The following is an 18749-nucleotide window of genomic DNA, read 5'->3' on the forward strand; positions in this document are numbered from 1 at the left end:
GTGTTCGCGGGGCCATACGTGGCTAGCGAGCACCCGCCGATGGTCGTGCTGGTACTTACCAGCAACGAAAGCAATTGAGGGGAGAGCAATATGAGCGGCAAATGTCCGGTAATGCACGGGGGTAACACCTCCACAGGTACGTCCAACAAGGATTGGTGGCCAGAAGGCATCAATCTGGAGATCCTGCATCAGCAAGATCGCAAATCCAATCCGATGAGCCCTGATTTCAACTATCGGGAAGAAGTCAGAAAACTCGACTTTGACGCGCTCAAGCAGGACGTTCACGCGCTGATGACCGATAGCCAATCATGGTGGCCAGCAGACTGGGGCCATTACGGCGGCTTGATGATCCGTATGGCATGGCACTCCGCGGGCACCTACCGCATTGCCGATGGTCGTGGCGGCGGTGGTACCGGCAGCCAGCGCTTCGCCCCGCTCAACTCCTGGCCCGACAACACCAGCCTTGATAAGGCGCGTCGTCTGCTGTGGCCGATCAAGAAAAAATACGGCAACAAGATCAGCTGGGCCGATCTGATGATCCTGGCGGGCACCGTTGCCTATGAATCCATGGGGCTGCCGTCCTACGGATTCTCGTTCGGCCGGAAAGATATCTGGGAACCGGAAAAAGACATCTACTGGGGCGATGAGAAAGAGTGGTTGGCACCTTCTGACGAGCGCTATGAAGATGTCGACAAGCCTGAAACCATGGAAAACCCGCTGGCAGCCGTCCAGATGGGCCTTATCTACGTTAACCCTGAAGGCGTTAACGGCCAGTCGGATCCTTTGAAGACCGGTCAGCAGATACGCGAAACCTTCGCCCGCATGGCGATGAACGACGAAGAAACCGCGGCGCTGACCGCCGGTGGCCACACTGTGGGCAAGTGCCACGGTAATGGTGATGCCTCTGTGCTGGATCCCGAGCCTGAAGCTTCAGACGTCGAAAACCAGGGCTTCGGTTGGGGCAACCCCAACATGGACGGCAAGGCAAGCAATGCTGTCACCTCGGGTATCGAAGGCGCATGGACGACGAACCCAACCCAGTTCGACATGGGTTACTTTGACCTGCTGTTTGGCTACGAATGGGAACTCAGGAAGAGCCCCGCTGGCGCTAATCAGTGGGAGCCGGTGAACATCAAGGAAGAAGACAAACCGGTTGATGCCAGCGACCCGTCGATTCGTCATAACCCGATCATGACCGATGCGGACATGGCGATGAAGATGGACCCGACCTACCGGGCGTACTGCGAAAAATTCATGGCCGACCCGGAGTACTTCAAGACGACGTTCGCCAAGGCGTGGTTCAAGCTGACCCACCGCGACCTGGGGCCGAAGGCACGCTACATTGGCCCGGAAGTACCCGACGAAGACCTGATCTGGCAGGACCCCATTCCGGCGGGTAACACCAACTACTCCGTCGAGAAGGTCAAAAAGCAGATCGCTGAAAGTGGTCTCAGCCAGAGCGACATGATCACCACCGCCTGGGATAGCGCACGGACCTATCGCGGTTCTGACATGCGCGGCGGTGCCAACGGCGCCCGTATTCGGCTTGCCCCGCAGAAAGACTGGGCGGGCAACGAGCCCGAGCGGCTGGCCAAGGTGCTGTCAGTGTACGAAAAAATCTCTGCCGACTCGGGTGCCAGCATTGCCGATGTGATCGTGCTGGGCGGCAGCGTAGGCATCGAGAAAGCGGCTAAAGCGGCGGGTTACGAGGTGCTTGTACCCTTCACGCCGGGCCGCGGCGACGCCACCGACGAGATGACGGACGCCGATTCCTTCGCGCCGCTCGAACCGCTGGCCGATGGTTTCCGTAACTGGCAGAAGAAGGATTACGTGGTCAAGCCGGAAGAAATGCTCCTCGACCGCGCCCAGTTGATGGGCCTGACCGGGCCGGAATTAACGGTTCTGCTCGGAGGTATGCGTGTCCTGGGCACCAACTTCGGTGGCACCAAGCATGGCGTATTCACCGACCGTGAAGGCCAGTTGACCAATGACTTCTTCGTTAACCTGACCGACATGGGTTACGCCTGGAAGTCAGCAGGTAACAACACTTACGAAATCCGTGACCGCAAAACGGATGCCGTCAAGTGGACCGCCACGCGCGTCGATCTGGTGTTCGGCTCCAACTCCCTGCTGCGTTCCTACGCGGAGGTCTACGCCCAGGATGATAACGACGAGAAGTTTGTGAACGACTTCATCGCCGCCTGGACGAAAGTGATGAACGCGGATCGCTTCGACGTTTAAGCGACGCCGCCATCGAAAAGGCGCTGCCCCTGGGGCAGCGCCTTTTTTTTGCCGCTAGAACCTGCTCTTTTCTGCGTTCTAGGTCGCCACGTTCAGCGCTGGGATGCGCAGTAGCTGGCGCAGCTGCGGCAAACGCTCCTCCAGCAGATCTGCCAGGGTGTAGCGATCGAGCACGGCAAAAAACGCCTCCAGCGCCTCGTTGAGCACAGGTGGCAGGCGGCAGGCGGGTGTGATCACGCAGGCGTTTTTATCGCGGAAGCACTCCACCAGGCCAAATTCAGACTCGGTATCGCGCACCAGGGCACCGAGTTTGATGGTGGCCGGGTCGCGCTTCAGCCACAGGCCGCCGTGCTTGCCGCGTATGGCGGTGAGGTACCCTTTCTGGTTGAGCTCCTGGACGATCTTCATCACATGATGGCGCGATACGTTATACGTCGAGGCGATCTCGTCGATCGTTGCGCGCTCCTCGCCTTTTACCGCCAGATAGAGCAGCACGCGAATGGAATAATCGGTAAAGCTGGTCAGGTGCATAAGCGGTCCGCGGCAGGTCGAATGGCTCAAACCACCATTGTACGGTGAATCGGGGCCAAGGCGAAGCGCGCCCAGAACGTACTGAAACGCTGGTGAGTCCCGCGATGTGGCAGATTGTCGCTGTGGATTGGCGGCCGTTCTTAAAGATGTATTATAGATACTACTTTAATAAAAAACACGTCGTACCATCCAATCCGCGAGGCTCACCATGCTAACTCAAGATCAAGAAGCGTTAATTGCCGCCACCGCGCCCGTCGTGGCGGAACACTTGAATACCATCACTCAGCGTTTTTATCCGCTGATGTTCGAGCGCTACCCCAGCGTGAAGCCGCTTTTCAATCAGGTTCACCAGCAGAACGGCGCCCAGCCCCGGGCCTTGGCAGGCGCGGTGTTGGCCTATGTGGGGTTGCGTCAAGACCCGGCCAAGGCACGTCAAACGCTCGAAACGGTGGTCAACAAACACGTATCGCTGGGCATTTTGCCCGAACAGTATCCGATTGTGGGCGAGTGCCTGATGATGGCGATTGGCGAGGTGCTGGGCGATGCCGTTACCCCCGAGATTGCCGATGCCTGGGGAGCGCTCTACCAGGAGCTTGCCGATCTATTGATCGAGCTGGAAGAAAACCGCTACCAGGAATTCGAGCAGCGTGTCGGCGGCTGGCGCGGTACGCGGCGTTTCCGTGTGGCGGATAGCCAGCAGGAAAGCGCGGTGATTCGCTCCTTTATTCTCGAACCCGAGGACGGTGGCCCCGTCGCGGCACATGCGCCTGGGCAATATATCGGCGTCAAGGTGACCATCGACGGCGAGCCGGTGCACCGCCACTACAGCCTGTCGGCAACGCCCAATGGTCGTGCTTATCGGGTGTCCATCAAGCGCGAGAACGACGGTCGCGTCAGCCGGTATTTCCACGACCAACTGGCCAATGGCGGGGTGGTCGAGTTGCTACCCCCGGCGGGTGAGATGACGCTGGTACCCGGTGACGCCCCGCTGATGCTGATCAGCGGCGGTGTGGGGCAGACCCCGCTGCTGCCGATCGCCAAACAGGCACTTGGCCAGGGCCGCCGGGTGGTCTATCTGCACGCCGCACAAACCCCTGAATATTGGGCCTTTGCCGATGAGCTACGCGCGCTTGAAAAGGCCTATCCGGCACAGTTCACGCTGGTGACTGTGTTTGAGCAAGGCGACGAAGGCGACCATCAAGGGCGTCTTCACCAGGCGCTGCTGGCTGATTATTTACCCGAAGGCGCGCACTGCTACTTTGTCGGCCCCCACGGCATGATGGAAGCTGTTGAGCAGGCGCTGAAGCAACTGGGCGTGGCGGATTCGCATCGCCACTATGAGCACTTCGGTCCCGCCATGCCGCTTAACGCGGCCTAATCGGAGGTCCAGCAGGCGAACTGCCGACGGTAATCGGCCTGGGCGTGGCTGGCGCTGACCGGCGTCAGCCATACCTGGGTGCCCGGCAGGCACTGGGCAAGCGTGGCGCAGGCGGATGGCGTCAACGCTCCCAGGCGCGGGTAGCCGCCAATGGTCTGGCGGTCGTGCATCAGCACAATGGGCTGACCATCTGGGGGCACCTGTACCGCCCCCAGCGGTATCCCCTCCGAAACGATGCCCTTCAAGGTGCCGCCAAGCACCGGCCCGGTCAGGCGAACGCCCATGCGGTCGGCGCGGTTATCGACCTGCCAGGGCATATTAAATGCCTGATACAGGCTGTTGCCGGAAAAGCTGGCAACCTGGGAGCCAAGCACGATGGGCAAGCGGCAGCCGGACGTTGGCATGCGCGGGGTCAGGTTTTCAGGCAGCGTGCGTGGTGGTTGAGAGCTTCCCCGCCACGTCAGGCGCTCGCCCGCCTTGAGTGGCTGGCCGTTCTCCCGCAGGCCGCCTAATTGCTCGCGAACCGTGCACGAACGGCTGCCCAGCACCTCGGGCGCGTCCAGGCCGCCGGGGAAGGCGAGGTAAGCGCGTAACCCCTGGCGTGGCTGCTGAAAGACCAACTGCTGCCCAGAGCGCAGGGTGACGCTCGTGTTGGGTGCGAGCGGTTCGCCATCAAGGGTGGCAGCCAGGTCGGCGCCGGTCAGCGCCAAGGTTACCTCGCCCTCGGCTTCCAGTGTCAGGCCACCCCCCATGACGATTTCCAGCGCAGCGCTGTTGAGCGGATTGCCCAGCAGCCAGTTGGCCCAATGAAATGCGATCCAGTCGGCGGCCCCGCCTTGGGTGACGCCCAGATGGCCCACGCCAAAGCGCCCTGCGTCCTGAACCAACGCCAGCGGCCCTGCCTGTTTTACCACTAATGCTGCCTGGCTCACGAGCGTTCCTCCATTGGCGTGGTATCGCCACCCTGGGCCTCAAACTCGGCGCGGGAAATCGACCGGAAGCGTACGCTGTCGCCTGGGCGCAATAGCGGTTCGCCGCGTTTGGCGTGCTCGAATAGCGGCACCGCCGTGCGGCCCAGCACGTTCCACCCGCCGGGTGAGGGCAGTGGGTAAATGGCCGTTTGGCGGTCGGCGATGCCGACGCTACCGGCGGCCACGTGACGCCTGGGAGTGGTCAGGCGCGGCGTGGCAATGGTGTCATCCACCAGGCCCATGAAGCCGTACCCCGGCGCAAAGCCCAGCGCGAACACGCAGTACTCGTCTTGGCAATGCTGATTGATCAGTTCGTCAACGCTGATGCCCGCGCGCTTGGCCACCCGCTCAAGATCCGGCCCGACGCTCTCGTCGTACCAGACGGGGATCTCATGGTGCTGGCCTTGCTGGGTATCGGCGGGCGTCAGGCCCGTCAGGGCATCCTGAACGCGTGTCTTGGCGTCGAGGTGGCTGAGCGTTCGGCAATCATAATGCAGCAACAGCGTGGTGTAGGACGGCAGCAAATCGACCAGCGCCTCGCCGAAAGCATCGCGCAGCGCCTGGTCAGCCGCCAGAATCCAGGCCATGTTGGTGACGTCGATGGTATCGAAAAGGCGTACCATCAAGGCTTCCATCCCGGCGGTTTCGATACGCAGCTTCACGCTGCCTCCAGGTTATTAAATGCATCGCGGATGGCGCGCACGGCGGCGACAGACTCGGGGTTGTCGCCGTGAACGCAAAGCGTATCGCAGGGTAACGACAGCGAGGTGCCGTCGCGGGCGGTGAGGGGTTCGCCTTTGGCCAGCATGACGGCCTGGTCGACGATCGTGGCCTGGTCATGGTGGACCGCATCGGGCAGTCGCCGCGAGGCCAGATGGCCGTTGGCTTCATAGGCCCGGTCAGCAAAGGTCTCGAACCACAGGGTAACCCTCAGCTTGGCGGCTAACTCGCGGTGCGGTTCGGGGTTGGCAGTGGCCATGATCATGAGCGGCAGGCCGGGATCATAGGCATGCACCGCGCGCATCACGCCTTCAAGCAGTTCAGGGTTGGCCGCCATATCGTTGTAAAGCGCGCCGTGAGGTTTGATGTAGCTCAACTGGGTGCCCTCCGCCTGGCAGATACCCGCCAGGGCGCCAATCTGGTAGAGCACCATATCCTCGGCCTCGCTGGGCGAGCAGGCCATGGAGCGGCGACCAAAGCCCATCAGGTCAGGGTAGCCAGGGTGCGCGCCAATGCGCACACCGTAGCGAGCCGCGAGTTTGACCGTGCGGCGCATCACGTGGGGGTCGGAGGCATGATAGCCGCAGGCAATATTGGCGCAGTCAACAAAGGGCATCACTTCGTCGTCCAGGCCAAGCGACCAGTTGCCAAAGCTTTCACCCATGTCGCAGTTGAGAAGCGGGAGGGGCATATGGCCTCCTGTAGTTATCAAAGAGCTGTGGTCGTCAAAGATCTATATTCATCAAAGAACCATGTTCATCACAGAACCATGGTTATTACAAAAACGTGATCAAGCGTTTATTCAATATATGAAGTCGTTGGCGGCACTGCCAAGCTTTTTGCTGACGGACGCTACCTATCGTGCTGTTATTTCGTGGAAAAAAGGTTGACGAAGAAGTCTCATAAGATTATCAACGACACTAGGCTAAAGACTTGAAGGTGATGAAAAGCACCGCCTACGTCAAGCGTGCAGTAACACCAAACGGTAATAACCTATCAATACGAGGGCTTTATCATGCGTACCCGCATTGCAACGCCACTGCTTCTGGTCACGGCATGTAGCATCGCCGCGACCGCTCAGGCCGCCGAGTGGACCATGGCGACGCCATATGGCGATGCCAGTTTTCATACTCAAAACACCAAGCAGTTTGCCGAAGACGTTGCCGAGGCAACGGATGGGGACCTGACCATCAACGTGCAAAGCGGTGGTGCACTTGTGTCCCACGGCGAGATCAAGCCGTCGGTACGCCGTGGCACCATTGCCGCGGGGGAGATATTCCTCTCGGTACTCTCCAATGAAAACCCGATTTTCGAGGTGGATACACTGCCCGGTGTGGCCGGAGGCTATGAAGAGGCCTATGCGCTTTGGGAAGCCACCAAGCCAATCATCAGTGACCTCTTTGAGGAAGAAGGCCTGATCCCGCTTTACGCGGTACCCTGGCCTGCTCAGGGTATTTACACCGCTGAAGAGCTGACTGACCCGGATCAGTTTGACGGCTTGCGCGTGCGGGCGCCCAATATCAATACCCAGCGGTTTATCGAAAACCTGGGCGGCAGCCCGACGGAAACGGAAGAGTCCGATATTCCCACGGCGTTCAGCACCGGCCGCGTGGATGCCATGATCACCTCGAGTTCCACGGGCAATTCGATGGCGGCCTGGGATTACGTCTCGCATTACACCGATGCCAACCTCTGGCTGCCCAAGAATATCGTCTTTATCAATCAGCGCAGCTTTGACCAGCTGGACGAAGACACCCAGGACGCCTTGATGGCAGCGGCCGAGAAAGCCGAAGAGCGCGGCTGGGAAATGAGCCGTGAAGATAACCAGGAAAGCCTGGCGATACTCAAAGAAAACGGCATCACCGTTTCCGAGCCCAACGAGGAAGTGGGCGAGGCGCTGCAACAAGCGGGTGATGAGCTGTTTGCCGATTGGGAATCCCGGGCTGATGACCAGGCCAAGGAAGCGCTGCAGGCTTACCGTGATCAGCTTGAGGATTGATGACCCGTCTTAGCGGCGCAGATGCTGTGCCGCTTTGCGCGCAAGAGGCCAAACCGATGATGTTCAAATTCGATAAGCTTTATCGCCTGGGTGCCTGGGGCGCTGCGCTTTGCATGATCGCGATTTGCGCGCTGGTCGCGACGCAGGTGTTTTCTCGGTTGGTCGATGCGCTACTGGTCATGGTCGGTAGCGCGCGGCTGAACATCAGCATCACCGGCGTCTCTGAAATGGCATCTTATCTGCTGGTTGGTGCCACCTTTCTCGGCTTGGCGTATACCTTCGTCCACCACGCCCATATCCGGGTAACCTTGCTGATTACCCGGCTTCCCTCGACGCTCAGAGTGTGGTTCGAGGTGTTTGGCTTGATAGTGGCGCTGACGCTGAGTCTTCTGCTCTGCTACGGGTTGGTGGCGCTGATCCGCGAAAGCATCGCCTATAACGATGTTTCCTCAGGCTTTTTGTCGATTCCGCTGTGGATCCCCCAGGCCGTGCTGGTGACCGGTGTTGCCTTGCTGTGCCTGGCGCTGGGCGAGGCGCTGGTGATGGCGTTGCGCCTGGCAGTCAAGGACCCCTCACGTTTTCGCGAGGTCATGGCCAGCGAAGAAAACAACGACCCCTGAACCTGGTGGGAGATGCCCTGTGCTGCTACTTAGTGTCGTCACCATCCTGACCCTGCTGGTGCTGTTGGGCAGCGGCGTTTGGATAGCCTTTGCGTTGATTGGCACCGCCTGGATAGCGCTCTCAATGTTCAGCTCGTTTGAACCAGGCCCGGTGCTGGCGTCTGATTTCTGGGGGGCGAGTTACGGTTGGGATCTCACCGCGCTGCCGATGTTTATCTGGATGGGCGAGATCCTGTTTCGCTCGGGGCTGGCCGACAATATGTTTCGTGGGCTTTCGCCCTGGTTAAACCGATTCCCCGGGCGTTTGCTGCACACCAATATCATCGGCAGTGGCATGTTCGCGGCGGTGTGTGGCTCGTCGGCGGCCACCTGTGCCACGGTGGGCAAGATGACCTTGCCGGAGCTTGAGCGCCGGGGTTACGACCCGCAGATGGCGATCGGCACCCTGGCCAGCGCCTCGACACTGGGGTTGTTGATTCCCCCCTCCATCGTACTGATCGTCTATGGCGTCGTGACCGAGCAATCCATCTCGCGGCTGTTCATGGCGGGCATTGGCCCTGGCCTGATGATTCTGGCGATGTTCATGGGTTACCTGGTGCTTTGGTCGCTGCTCAAGGGCAATCGTGCCGGGCTGACCGGGAAGGACGAATCGGGAATGAGCTTTGCCGAAAAGCTGCGTAATACCTGGTCGCTGATCCCCATCCTGTTGTTGATTGGCGGGATCATCGTGTCGATCTACGGCGGCTTGGCGTCGCCCACCGAGGCGGCGGCGGTCGGGGTAGTGCTATCGATGTTGATTGCTCGTTCGAATGGGCATTTCAACCGCGAGATATTTCAATCCTCGCTTTTCGCGGCGGTGCGCACGGCGTGCATGATCGCTTTCATCATTGCCGGGGCCTCGTTTCTGACCTCGGCCATGGGCTTCACCCAGGTGCCCATGAAACTGGCGCAAGCGATTGGGGAAATGGGGCTGTCGCCCACCATGCTGCTATTGGCGCTAACGGTGCTGTTGCTGGTGATGGGGTGTTTTCTGGACGGCATTTCGTTGATTCTGCTGGTCACCTCGATCATCATGCCGTTGGTGAGCACTGCCGGGTTTGACCTTATCTGGTTTGGGATTTATCTGGTGATTGTGGTCGAGATGTCCCAAATCACGCCGCCCGTGGGCTTTAACCTCTTCGTGATACAAGGTCTCACCGGGAAGGATATCCTGACCATCACCAAAGCAACGCTGCCGTTCTTTCTCTTGATGCTGGTGGCGGTTGCCTTGCTGCATCTTTTCCCGAACATTGCGCTGTACTTGCCCTACGCGATGAATCGCTAACCCCGGGCCCTGCGCTTAGTGACCATAAAGGGAAATGCCGCCGCGCCCATTGCGTTTGATGTAGTACATGCTCTGGTCGGCGGCATCGATAAGTTCTCTGCCGTTGCCAAAGCCGCCGTCGCTAAGACAGGCAATGCCGATGGACACCGATACGAAAAGTGGCTTGCCATCAACCGTTTCCATGGGCGTTTCGGCAAGGCGTTTGGCAATCCGCTTGGCGAAACGTTGCGCTCCCTTGGCCGACTCATCGGGCAGGATAATCAAGAATTCTTCGCCACCGTAGCGGCCTGCTAGATCCCCCTCGCGAACCAGCGAGCCGAGTACGCGGCCAAAGCGCTCCAGCACGCGGTCACCGGTCTGGTGGCCAAAGCGGTCATTGAGCTTCTTGAAATGGTCCAGGTCGATAAACACCACTGACATGGTTTGACCGTACGTTTGGCAATATTCAAAACGTTTGTGCAGCTGTTCTTCCAGCCAGGCGCGATTGGCAAGGCCGGTGAGCGGATCCCGTCGGCTGCGTTCCTCAAGTTCTGTCTGGCGTTGCTGGAGATCATCAAGTTCCTGCTGTTGGGCGTTCAGCCGCGCGTTGAGCGCCAATGTCTGTTGGAAGAGTAACTGCTGCGCCTGAATGATCAACGACTCGGTATCGTGCGAGGAGGGGACGGTAAGTTCGAATAGATTGGTTAAAAGGGGCAGCTGAGATTGGACGTTTTTCAGCAAGTCGCTCAGTGAAATAGCCGGCGTGGTCACCACCGGGCTAAGCTGGCGCAATAGGGTCGCCAATGCCTGGCTGGGGTTGGGTGACAGCCAGGTATCTGCGATAGGACCTGAAAGACGCAGGCACAGTAGGTACATCTCTTTCTGAGTGCCGATCTCATCGTGGCTGGCGCTGATGGCTTGGGCCAGCGAAACCGGTGCCCCCCATCTAGCGGCGAGCCAGCTGCCGACCGATGAGTGATCACTGCCGAAGCGCAGGTGTTCGCCACGACTGAGTTGCGCATGGGAGAAGGTAGTGTTTGCATACAGGTCATGGGCGTCTTTGGGGTAAGCCGCGAGCAACGCTAGCATGCCGATGTCCTGGAGCAGTGCCGCGGTAAATACAAAACTTGCCTCCTCGGGGCACAGTTGTTCTGCAAGGGAGCGGGCTGCCAGAGCCGATACAATGGAGCGCCCCCAGATACGCTGAATCAGGTCACCTGACTGGCGGTCACGCCATAAGCTAAAACTCAGCACCGCGGCCAGCGTGGCGTCCAACCCGAGTCGCGATGTGGCTTCCCGACATGAATGCGTTTCTGTTTGTTGGCGGGCATAAAAAGCGCTATTGGCCAACGAAATCAACCGCAAGGTCAGCGCCGGATCCTGCTCGATGGCATTGGCATAATCATTCAGGGTCGCATCGGGGTAGCCTGCAACTTCCAGGACGCGAATCGCCACCGTGGGCAGCGATGGCAGCCTGGCGCATTGGTCTAGGTCGCTCTGCAGAAAACCCGGCAGGGCCGGTATGGCGAGATGATGTGTGTTGTCGCTATTAATGATGCCCGTCATATCGGCTCCTTTTCTCACGCTAGCTTAAAGGGCCAATTGCTTTTTTTCATCTTATATTGTGGGAAAGCAAGCTAATACCTTCGGCGGTCACAATCTATATTAGCCAAGCGTTTAGTGTCAGGGCTTCACCGTCAAGGCGGTTCACTATAAGCTGGTTCAAACTGAGCAGCGAGACAACCAATGCAGACGGGGATTGAAGCGGCCGATATTTTTCGGCAGTTGGCTGAAGGGATGGGACAAACAGGGACCCCTCAGTTTTACCCAGCGCTAGTGGAGCGACTGGCCACCTTGCTGGGCGTGGATCATGCATTGGTAGCCCGCGTTAATACCGAAAATGACACTGAGGGCAGTGTCGTCGAAACCCTGGCGGTTTGGTCCAATGGGGTGCATATGCCCAATGTCGCCTACCCATTGGCCGGCACGCCCTGTGAAACCGTCGTGGGGCGCGACCCATGCTTATACCCCTGCGATGTGCAACAGCGCTTTCCTGATGATCATCTGCTGGCGGAGCTGGGGGCCGATAGTTACATGGGTCTGCCGCTGTTGGCAGCGGACGGCAGAACGATCGGGCTACTGGCGCTGTTAAAAAACGCTCCCATGGCGCTGGATGATCTCGCCAGGGAGGTGCTGCGGATTGCGGCGGCGCAAGCCGGTGCCGAGCTTGGACGCCAGCAGGCGGAGGAGGCGCTCAAGGCCAGCGAGGCGGTTGCAAGGGAAAGCGAGCGGCGTCTGGATACGCTGCTCAATCATCTGCCGGGAATGGCCTACCGCTGCCTTAACGATGAGCACTGGACCATGGAACTGGTCAGCCAGGGTGCGCAAGAGCTAACCGGTTATCAGCCCCACGAACTGGTGGGCAACCACCTCATCAGCTTTGCTGAATTGATCAATGACCAAGATGCATCGCAAATGTTTGACGAGGTGCAGGCAGCCATTCGCGACAGACGCCCTTACCAGGTGGTTTATCGCCTGCATCATCGCGATGGCCGAGTCCGTTGGATGTGGGAGCAAGGACAAGCGGTGCTGGATGAGGCGGGCAAGGTTGTCTGCCTGGAAGGGTTTATCACAGATGTGACCGATAACCAGGAAGCCCAGCGCGTTCAGCAGGCGGTAATGCAGGTGGCTTCAACGGTCACGTCACACGTGGGCGACGATTACTTTCAGCAGTTGATCAGCACACTGGTGGAATTGCTTGAGGCTGACGGCGGCTTTATCGCGCTGCTCAATCGGTCACCCCATGAGGCGGGTGACCGTTATCGCTCTGCGGGCACCGTCACAACGGTAAGTCTTGTCGCAGACGGTACGCCCCTGAATAATCAAACCTTCGTGTTGAGTGATTCACCCTGCGAACGGGTGGTCATTGAACGCGAGGCCGTTTCGCATAGTGGCGACTACACGCCGATACCCGGAAATGCCATACAGGCCCAGGCCTGGATAGGCCGACGTCTCGATAATGCCCACGGTGAAGCCATTGGCGTGATGATGGTGTTCTATCGTGAGCCGCTTACCACCAACGCCTTCGCGACCTCAGTGCTACGCATTTTGTCGACCGGCGCTGCGGCGGAACTGGAGCGCCGCCGCGATCAGCGCCGTATGCACCAGCTGGCGTATACGGATGGCACCACGGGGCTTGCTAACCGTGTTCGCTTCCTGGAGGTTCAAACCCGGATGCTGCGCGAAGCGGCCAGCCACCAGCAGTCACTCAGCCTGATTCTGCTCGATATCCGTCGTTTCAAGGAAGTCAACGACACCCATGGCCATCAGGTCGGCGACCAGCTGTTGGCGACGATCGCAGGGCGCCTGCAGGATGCCATACCTGACAGCAGTACCCTGGCGCGGTTATCCGGCGATGAATTCGCGATACTGATGGATAACCCTGATGAGGCCGAATTGGCCGAAACGCTGGACAACCTCCGCCAGGTGGTTGCTGAAACCATTCGGCTGGGTCATAACGCGTTCAATCTGGAAGTGAGTGTGGGTTTCTCCCGTTACCCTGCGGATGCGACGGTGGCGAGCGAACTGTTCAAGGCGGCCAGTATTGCCTTGCACCACGCCAAGCGTGATGGCAGCGTCTGCCCGTTCAGCTACGACATGATGCGTCAACAACGCCGCCGTCAGAAAATGACCGAGCGGCTCCACCAAGCTCTGATGGAAAATCGCCTGGCGCTTTATTTCCAACCCCAGGTCGATCTGAAGACCGGCCAACTGGCGGGTGCTGAGGCCTTGTGTCGCTGGTACGAGCCTGACTGGGGCTGGATCAGCCCGGGGGAATTTATCCCCCTGGCGGAGGAGCGCGGGCTGATTCGTGCGCTGGGTGATTGGGTGCTGGTGGAGGCTGCCAGGCAGCTTCTTGAATGGCAATCACAAGGCATGGCAGCACTGCCAGGGCGCTTGTCGATTAATATCGCCGCGCAACAGTTTGCCGATCCTGAGTTGGCTCAGCATATTGCTGAACTGACACAGGGCGTGCCCGCGTCGGCATTGGCCCTGGAACTTACCGAAAGCGACTTCATGCGCGACCCCGATCAGGCGGTCGAGATTACCCAGAGAATGCGCGACGCTGGGTATGTGCTGTTTATCGATGATTTTGGCACCGGGTATTCATCGCTTTCCTATCTCAGGCGCTTTGCCGCCGATGCGCTGAAAATCGATATCTCCTTTGTACGCGATATGCTCGACAATCAGCATGATCGCGCCATTGTGAAAACCATCATCGCGATGGCCGATGCCCTGGGAATGAAAACCCTGGCGGAAGGGGTCGAGCATCAGGCGCAGGCCGAGCTGCTCGCCGAAATGGGGTGCCTTGAAGCGCAAGGGTTTTTGTTTGGTCGGCCCAAACCGGCCGATGAGTTCGCGGCGGCGTGGTTAAAACCTTAGCTTATTAACCCGCGTCATCGCCCTGTCATCATCGTTGGCATACCCTACGCGCCGCCAACTCGTGATGAAAGGAGTGCCCCATGCGCCTGGCCCTGTTTGATCTTGACGACACCCTCCTGGATGGAGACTGCAGCGACCGCTGGAATTTATGGATGATAGAGCAAGGCTGGATCCGCGATGCCGAAGCCTTTATGGCGCGGGCGGAGCGGATGCACCAGGCCTATCACGCGGGGAAGCTAAAGCTTGAAGAGTATTTGGCTATGACCCTGGCTCCGCTGCGCGGGCGTCGGGTGAGCGATGTGCAAAAAGAGGTCGAGCGCTTCGTCGCCACCCATCTGGAGCCACGCATTTTCGATCAGGCCTGGGCCTGTCTGGACGCCCACCGCCAGGCGGGCGATACCCTGCTGCTGATTTCTGCCTCGTCGCGTCACCTGGTTGAGCCGATTGCGGCCACTTTAGGCATTGAACACGTGCTGGCGGTAGAGCCGAGTGTGGAGCACGGCATCAATGAAGACGTGCGCTATACCGGCGGCAGCGAAGGGATTTTTTCCTATCGTGGCGGCAAAGTGATGCGCCTGAAACAGTGGCTGGCCGAGCAGCAGATCACCCCCACCCACACCACCTTCTACTCAGACTCCCGCAACGACCTTCCGCTGCTTCAGTACGTGGATTGCCCTGTGGCGGTTAATCCAGACCCGGTACTGGCTGAGGTGGCTAGCCTCGAAGGTTGGCGGCGCTTGGACTGGCGAACCACAAAACCCGCGGTTGCCTTTCGCCAACGTTAATCAGTTCAGCGCCTGATAGATCAGATTAAAGCCGACTAAAAACATGGCCAGAATCACCAACCGGTAAAAAAGCACTTCGTTGACGCGGCTTTGCAGCCACAGGCCGTTGCGCACGCCGATCCAGGCGATGGGTACCAGCACCAGCGAGGCCCAGGCGCTGGTAACGTTAATCTCGCCAAGCCACATATAGGGCGCCAGTTTGATCACGTTGACCACGGCAAAGGTGACAGCGCAGGTGGCGATAAAGGTCTCTTTGGACAGCTTGCGCGGCAGCAGGTACACGTTGAGCGGCGGTGCGCCCGCATGGGCCATGAAGCTGGTAAATCCGCAGACGCTTGCGGCTGGCAATGCCCAGCGGGAGGAAATGGGCTTCTTGGCAACGGGTTTCAGCAGCATATAGGTGGCAAACAGCAGGGTGATCACGCCGAGGGTCAGGCGTAATCCCTGCTCGCTCAGGCTGTCGAACAGCAGCGTTCCTACCGCCACGCCTATGAATAGACCCGGCACAAAACGCCATACCTCGGCCACCGCGTGCCTGCCCCACCACGCCTTCACCGCAAACACGTCCATCACCAGCAATAACGGCAGTAAGAGACCAGCCGCCTGGGCCGGGCTGATGGCCAGCGCCATCAACGGCACCGATAGCGTGCCAAAGCCCCCCGCAAAACCGCCTTTTGAAACGCCGGTCAGGTAGACGGAAAACACGATTAATAGCCAGGCGATCACGGAGTAGTCGGGGAGCATACGCCTCTCTCGGTTATCAGTTCTCAGATAGTAGCGGTCAATAAAAAGCCCCGCATTAAGCGAGGCAGGACAGCATAGCATTAGATGAACGTTAGCGGGCGAAGCGTCACTCCATCAAGCTTTCATTAGCCATTCGTGGTCGGGGTCGTTGTGGAATTTCCATACCCGTTTGGGGCCGGCCATCACGTTTAAGTAATAAAGCGAGTAGCCGTGAGCGGCACCAACGGGGTGGTACCCCTTGGGCACCAGTACACAGCAGCCGTTTTCTACCGCCATGGTTTCATCAAGGCGGCGGTCATCGGTGTAGACGCGCTGAAAGGCAAAGCCCTGAGCGGGATTGATGCGGTGGTAGTAGGTCTCTTCCAACTGCGACTCGTGGGGCAAGTTATCCACATCGTGTTTATGGGGCGGGTAGCTCGACCAGTTACCCGCGGGGGTGAAGACTTCCACCACCAGCAGGCTATCGGCAGGTTCGGTTTCCGGCAGGATGTCGTGCACATGACGGATATTGGTGCCCTGGCCACGAGTGCTTTGCTTGATGTTATCGGGGGCAATCAGCCTTGGGGCGTGATTACCATGCCCAGGGGCAGCGCACACGGCTAATTCCAGATCCGTCGTCGCTTCCACCTCGTAACTGACCTGATTGGGCAGGTAAACGGCATAGGGTGGGATTTGCTCAAAGATGTCCATTCGCTCGCCGATGTCTTCAAAGCGGTGCTCGCCACAGACGACATTGGCGCGACCGGTGAGCAGCACCAGGCAGACTTCCTGGTCGTCGCTGCTTGCCTCCAGGCGCTGGCCCTTGGCGAGTTTGTGAACCCTAAAGCCAACATACGTCCAGCCAGCGGAAGCCGGGGTAACGTCAATCACAGTGCCTTGGGTGTCTAGGGCGGTGGGGCGTATCAGTAGGGAAGCCATATATCGCTCCTTCAGATGGCTAGCTGCTCGGTTGGCAGCTAGCCGATTACGATATGAAGGGTCATCTACACAGACCCGTTTGCGTCTGTTTAGACCGAAGCGTCGAGCAGAATTTTGCGACCTTCACGCAGTGAACGTTCCGCTGCATCGGCTAAGCGCAACGCCTCTAGGCCATCTTGGGCACCTGCGAGTGGCGCACGTTTCTCTTTCCATGCGGCGACAAAGTCGCCAATTTCAAGTTGGTAGGCTTGGGCATAGCGCTCCAGGAAGAACCACTTGGGTTTATCTTCTACTTGGCCTGCTTCACCGGTGAAGCGCAGCCGGGTGTCGCTCTCGTTTTGCGCTTGCAGCATGCCTTGGCTGCCAAAGGCTTCGATACGCTGGTCGTAGCCGAAGTTGGCGCGCCGGGAATTGCTGATTTGGCACAGCTTTCCACTGGCCGTTGTGAGGGTGACCATCGCCGTATCTACATCACCCGCTTCGCCAATGGCTGGATCGATGATGCTACTGCCGACGGCAAAGACACTTTCGATCGGTTCATCGAGCAGCCAACGGGCCATATCGAAGTCATGAATCATCATGTCGCGGAACAGACCGCCGGAATCAGCCACATACTCGGCGGGCGGGGGAGACGGATCGCGGCTGATGATAGTCAGCGTTTCAAGCGCGCCTATACGTCCTTCGGTCATGGCCTTCTTAAGAGCTGCAAACTGAGGGTCGTGGCGTCGGTTAAAGCCTAGCGCACAGGTCACCGGATGCTCACTGAGTACCTGCAGAGCATCTCGCGTGCGGGCTAAATCCAGGGCGATGGGTTTTTCGCATAGAACTGCCTTGCCTGCTCGGGCTGCACGCTCTAGGTACTCGGCGTGGGTGGGCGTGCTAGAGGCGATCAGCACCGCATCGATGGTGTCGTCCGCTAAAATATCGTCCACTGATATGGCACGGCTATCAAACTGCTCGGCTAGCGCCTCGGCGGCGGGATGATAAAAATCAGCCACGGCGGCAAGGGTAACATTCGGGTGTGAATAAATGGCCTGGGCATGCACCTTGCCGATACGTCCAGCGCCGATGAGTGCGAGTTTCATAAGGTCTCCTGTTTTGTTTTTGCTGTTGGCTTGCTTTGGGTGTTTAGGCCTTACGTTTTTTGTCATGGCCCTTATCTTTGTCGCGTGTTTTGTCTTGCCGCACCCCAAGGGCAATTGCCAGGGTCTGGGTCAAGCAGAGCGACGCGGTCAAGCTACGGAAACTTTTTACTTCAGCTTCGCTAACCACGAAGACCACATCAGCAAAGCGAGCCAGCGGGCTGAGGGTCGAGTCGGTAATCACCACAATAGGCAGACCACGCTGATAGGCGTCTTCGCAGGCTTTTTGGCTCTCTTCGGCATAGGGGGAGAAACTGATGGTCAGTAGGGCGTCATGTTGGCTCATGGCGCGCAGTTGCTCGCCGTACATCCCACCCAAACCATTGACCAGCAGCGCAGGTTTATCCACATGCGCCAAGGCATAGGTCATGTAGCTCGCTACCATGAAGCTTCGCCGTGCGCCCATCACATGAATCGCATGCGCCTCTTCAAAAATATCTAATGCGTTTTCCAGGCTCTCTGGATCGATGCGGCTGGGTAGCTGCTCTAGCACGGCGCGATTGGCGTCAGCGAACTCCCATAGCAGCTGGGTGCTATCCGGGGTTTCACCGGTGGCGCTGCGTACCGCGCGAATCCGCTCGGTGTAGTTAGGTAGTTCGTCGACCAGGCGGCTGCGAAATAGCTGCTGCATTTCAGTAAAGCCTTTAAAGCCCAAGCTATTGGCCAAGCGAATCAGCGTGGAAGGGGTGACATCCGCCTGTTCGGCAATTTTGGCCACCGTGGCTAAGGCGACTTCCTGTGGATGATCGAGCATAAAACGCGCGGTTTGCTGCAAGCGTTTGCTTAGCGTGGCGTACTCGGCGGTGATCAACGTTTCCAGCTCGCGGTAGCTTTGTGGCGGCTGCTGCATGGCAATTCCTTCGATAAAGCATTTGCCACTGGTCGTAGTGGCTCGTTGATAGGCAGTGTAGTCGTTTGAAATAAATATTCCACATATACCAAAGTATAGAATAA

General features: G+C 58.7%; 16 protein-coding genes. 7 read left to right on the forward strand and 9 right to left on the reverse strand.

Translation table 11 applies throughout. From position 1 onward, the window contains the following. Positions 1 to 90 precede the first annotated feature (90 nt). The gene (katG, locus tag ADS46_RS00180) at positions 91 to 2241 is read left to right on the forward strand and encodes a catalase/peroxidase HPI (protein WP_066314664.1); all 2151 of its coding nucleotides are present in this window, start codon (positions 91 to 93) and stop codon (positions 2239 to 2241) included. A 78-nt stretch (positions 2242 to 2319) separates the two neighbouring features. On the opposite strand, the gene ADS46_RS00185 is transcribed toward katG, so the two are convergent. Continuing rightward, on the reverse strand, positions 2320 to 2772 hold the full coding sequence (locus ADS46_RS00185; protein ID WP_066314666.1) for an Rrf2 family transcriptional regulator: 453 nt from the start codon (positions 2770 to 2772) through the stop codon (positions 2320 to 2322). A 208-nt stretch (positions 2773 to 2980) separates the two neighbouring features. Here ADS46_RS00185 and hmpA point away from each other — a divergent pair, with 208 nt between their 5' ends. Next, on the forward strand, positions 2981 to 4150 hold the full coding sequence (gene hmpA, locus ADS46_RS00190; RefSeq protein WP_066314667.1) for an NO-inducible flavohemoprotein: 1170 nt from the start codon (positions 2981 to 2983) through the stop codon (positions 4148 to 4150). Here the strand turns inward: hmpA and ADS46_RS00195 are convergent. Genes ADS46_RS00195 through ADS46_RS00205 form a run of 3 tightly spaced genes read right to left on the reverse strand, consistent with a single transcriptional unit; the run spans position 4147 to position 6532 of the window. Then, positions 4147 to 5082, reverse strand: a complete 936-nt coding sequence (locus tag ADS46_RS00195) for a biotin-dependent carboxyltransferase family protein (RefSeq protein ID WP_066314670.1) — start codon at positions 5080 to 5082, stop codon at positions 4147 to 4149. The two genes, hmpA and ADS46_RS00195, sit on opposite strands and share 4 nt — an antisense overlap. Then, positions 5079 to 5783 (reverse strand): 5-oxoprolinase subunit PxpB, encoded by a 705-nt coding sequence (pxpB, locus tag ADS46_RS00200; protein ID WP_066314675.1) that lies wholly within the window; start codon positions 5781 to 5783, stop codon positions 5079 to 5081. The genes ADS46_RS00195 and pxpB overlap by 4 nt, the downstream gene beginning before the upstream one ends. Further along, complete coding sequence (locus ADS46_RS00205; RefSeq protein WP_066314676.1) at positions 5780 to 6532, reverse strand: 5-oxoprolinase subunit PxpA; 753 nt, start codon at positions 6530 to 6532, stop codon at positions 5780 to 5782. Before ADS46_RS00205 ends, pxpB begins: the two co-directional genes overlap by 4 nt. A 324-nt stretch (positions 6533 to 6856) precedes the next feature. Here ADS46_RS00205 and ADS46_RS00210 point away from each other — a divergent pair, with 324 nt between their 5' ends. From ADS46_RS00210 to ADS46_RS00220, 3 genes are read left to right on the forward strand one after another with little or no spacing between them, the layout of a single operon-like run. Further along, positions 6857 to 7840 carry a TRAP transporter substrate-binding protein gene (locus ADS46_RS00210; protein WP_066314677.1) on the forward strand — a complete coding sequence of 328 codons (984 nt, stop codon included), beginning with the start codon at positions 6857 to 6859 and terminating at the stop codon, positions 7838 to 7840. A gap of 56 nt (positions 7841 to 7896) precedes the next feature. Next, entirely contained in the window at positions 7897 to 8460 is a 564-nt protein-coding gene (locus ADS46_RS00215; RefSeq protein WP_066315112.1) for a TRAP transporter small permease, read from the forward strand. Between the two features lie 19 nt (positions 8461 to 8479). Continuing rightward, on the forward strand, positions 8480 to 9784 hold the full coding sequence (locus ADS46_RS00220; protein WP_066314678.1) for a TRAP transporter large permease: 1305 nt from the start codon (positions 8480 to 8482) through the stop codon (positions 9782 to 9784). A gap of 15 nt (positions 9785 to 9799) precedes the next feature. On the opposite strand, the gene ADS46_RS00225 is transcribed toward ADS46_RS00220, so the two are convergent. Then, positions 9800 to 11329, reverse strand: a complete 1530-nt coding sequence (locus ADS46_RS00225) for a GGDEF domain-containing protein (RefSeq protein ID WP_066314679.1) — start codon at positions 11327 to 11329, stop codon at positions 9800 to 9802. A gap of 180 nt (positions 11330 to 11509) precedes the next feature. Here ADS46_RS00225 and ADS46_RS00230 point away from each other — a divergent pair, with 180 nt between their 5' ends. Both ADS46_RS00230 and ADS46_RS00235 read left to right on the forward strand, forming a co-directional pair. Continuing rightward, a complete protein-coding gene (locus ADS46_RS00230) occupies positions 11510 to 14206 on the forward strand; it encodes an EAL domain-containing protein (RefSeq protein ID WP_066314680.1) in 2697 nt (898 codons plus the stop codon). A gap of 80 nt (positions 14207 to 14286) precedes the next feature. Next, positions 14287 to 14991, forward strand: coding sequence for an HAD family hydrolase (locus ADS46_RS00235; protein ID WP_066314681.1), 705 nt, complete (start codon positions 14287 to 14289; stop codon positions 14989 to 14991). Here the strand turns inward: ADS46_RS00235 and ADS46_RS00240 are convergent, their stop codons facing one another. The 4 genes from ADS46_RS00240 to ADS46_RS00255 all read right to left on the reverse strand — a co-directional run bounded on the left by ADS46_RS00240 (position 14992) and on the right by ADS46_RS00255 (position 18645). Then, the gene (locus ADS46_RS00240) at positions 14992 to 15735 is read right to left on the reverse strand and encodes a sulfite exporter TauE/SafE family protein (protein ID WP_066314684.1); all 744 of its coding nucleotides are present in this window, start codon (positions 15733 to 15735) and stop codon (positions 14992 to 14994) included. A gap of 114 nt (positions 15736 to 15849) precedes the next feature. After that, positions 15850 to 16653: a 5-deoxy-glucuronate isomerase gene (gene iolB / locus ADS46_RS00245; protein ID WP_066314687.1), complete on the reverse strand. Its 804-nt coding sequence runs from the start codon at positions 16651 to 16653 to the stop codon at positions 15850 to 15852. A gap of 89 nt (positions 16654 to 16742) precedes the next feature. Next, on the reverse strand, positions 16743 to 17738 hold the full coding sequence (gene iolG, locus ADS46_RS00250) for an inositol 2-dehydrogenase (protein ID WP_066314689.1): 996 nt from the start codon (positions 17736 to 17738) through the stop codon (positions 16743 to 16745). Between the two features lie 43 nt (positions 17739 to 17781). Beyond that, positions 17782 to 18645, reverse strand: a complete 864-nt coding sequence (locus tag ADS46_RS00255; RefSeq protein ID WP_066314691.1) for a MurR/RpiR family transcriptional regulator — start codon at positions 18643 to 18645, stop codon at positions 17782 to 17784. Positions 18646 to 18749 lie beyond the last annotated feature (104 nt).

Source organism: Halomonas sp. G11, from assembly GCF_001663515.1.
Lineage (GTDB): Bacteria > Pseudomonadota > Gammaproteobacteria > Pseudomonadales > Halomonadaceae > Vreelandella.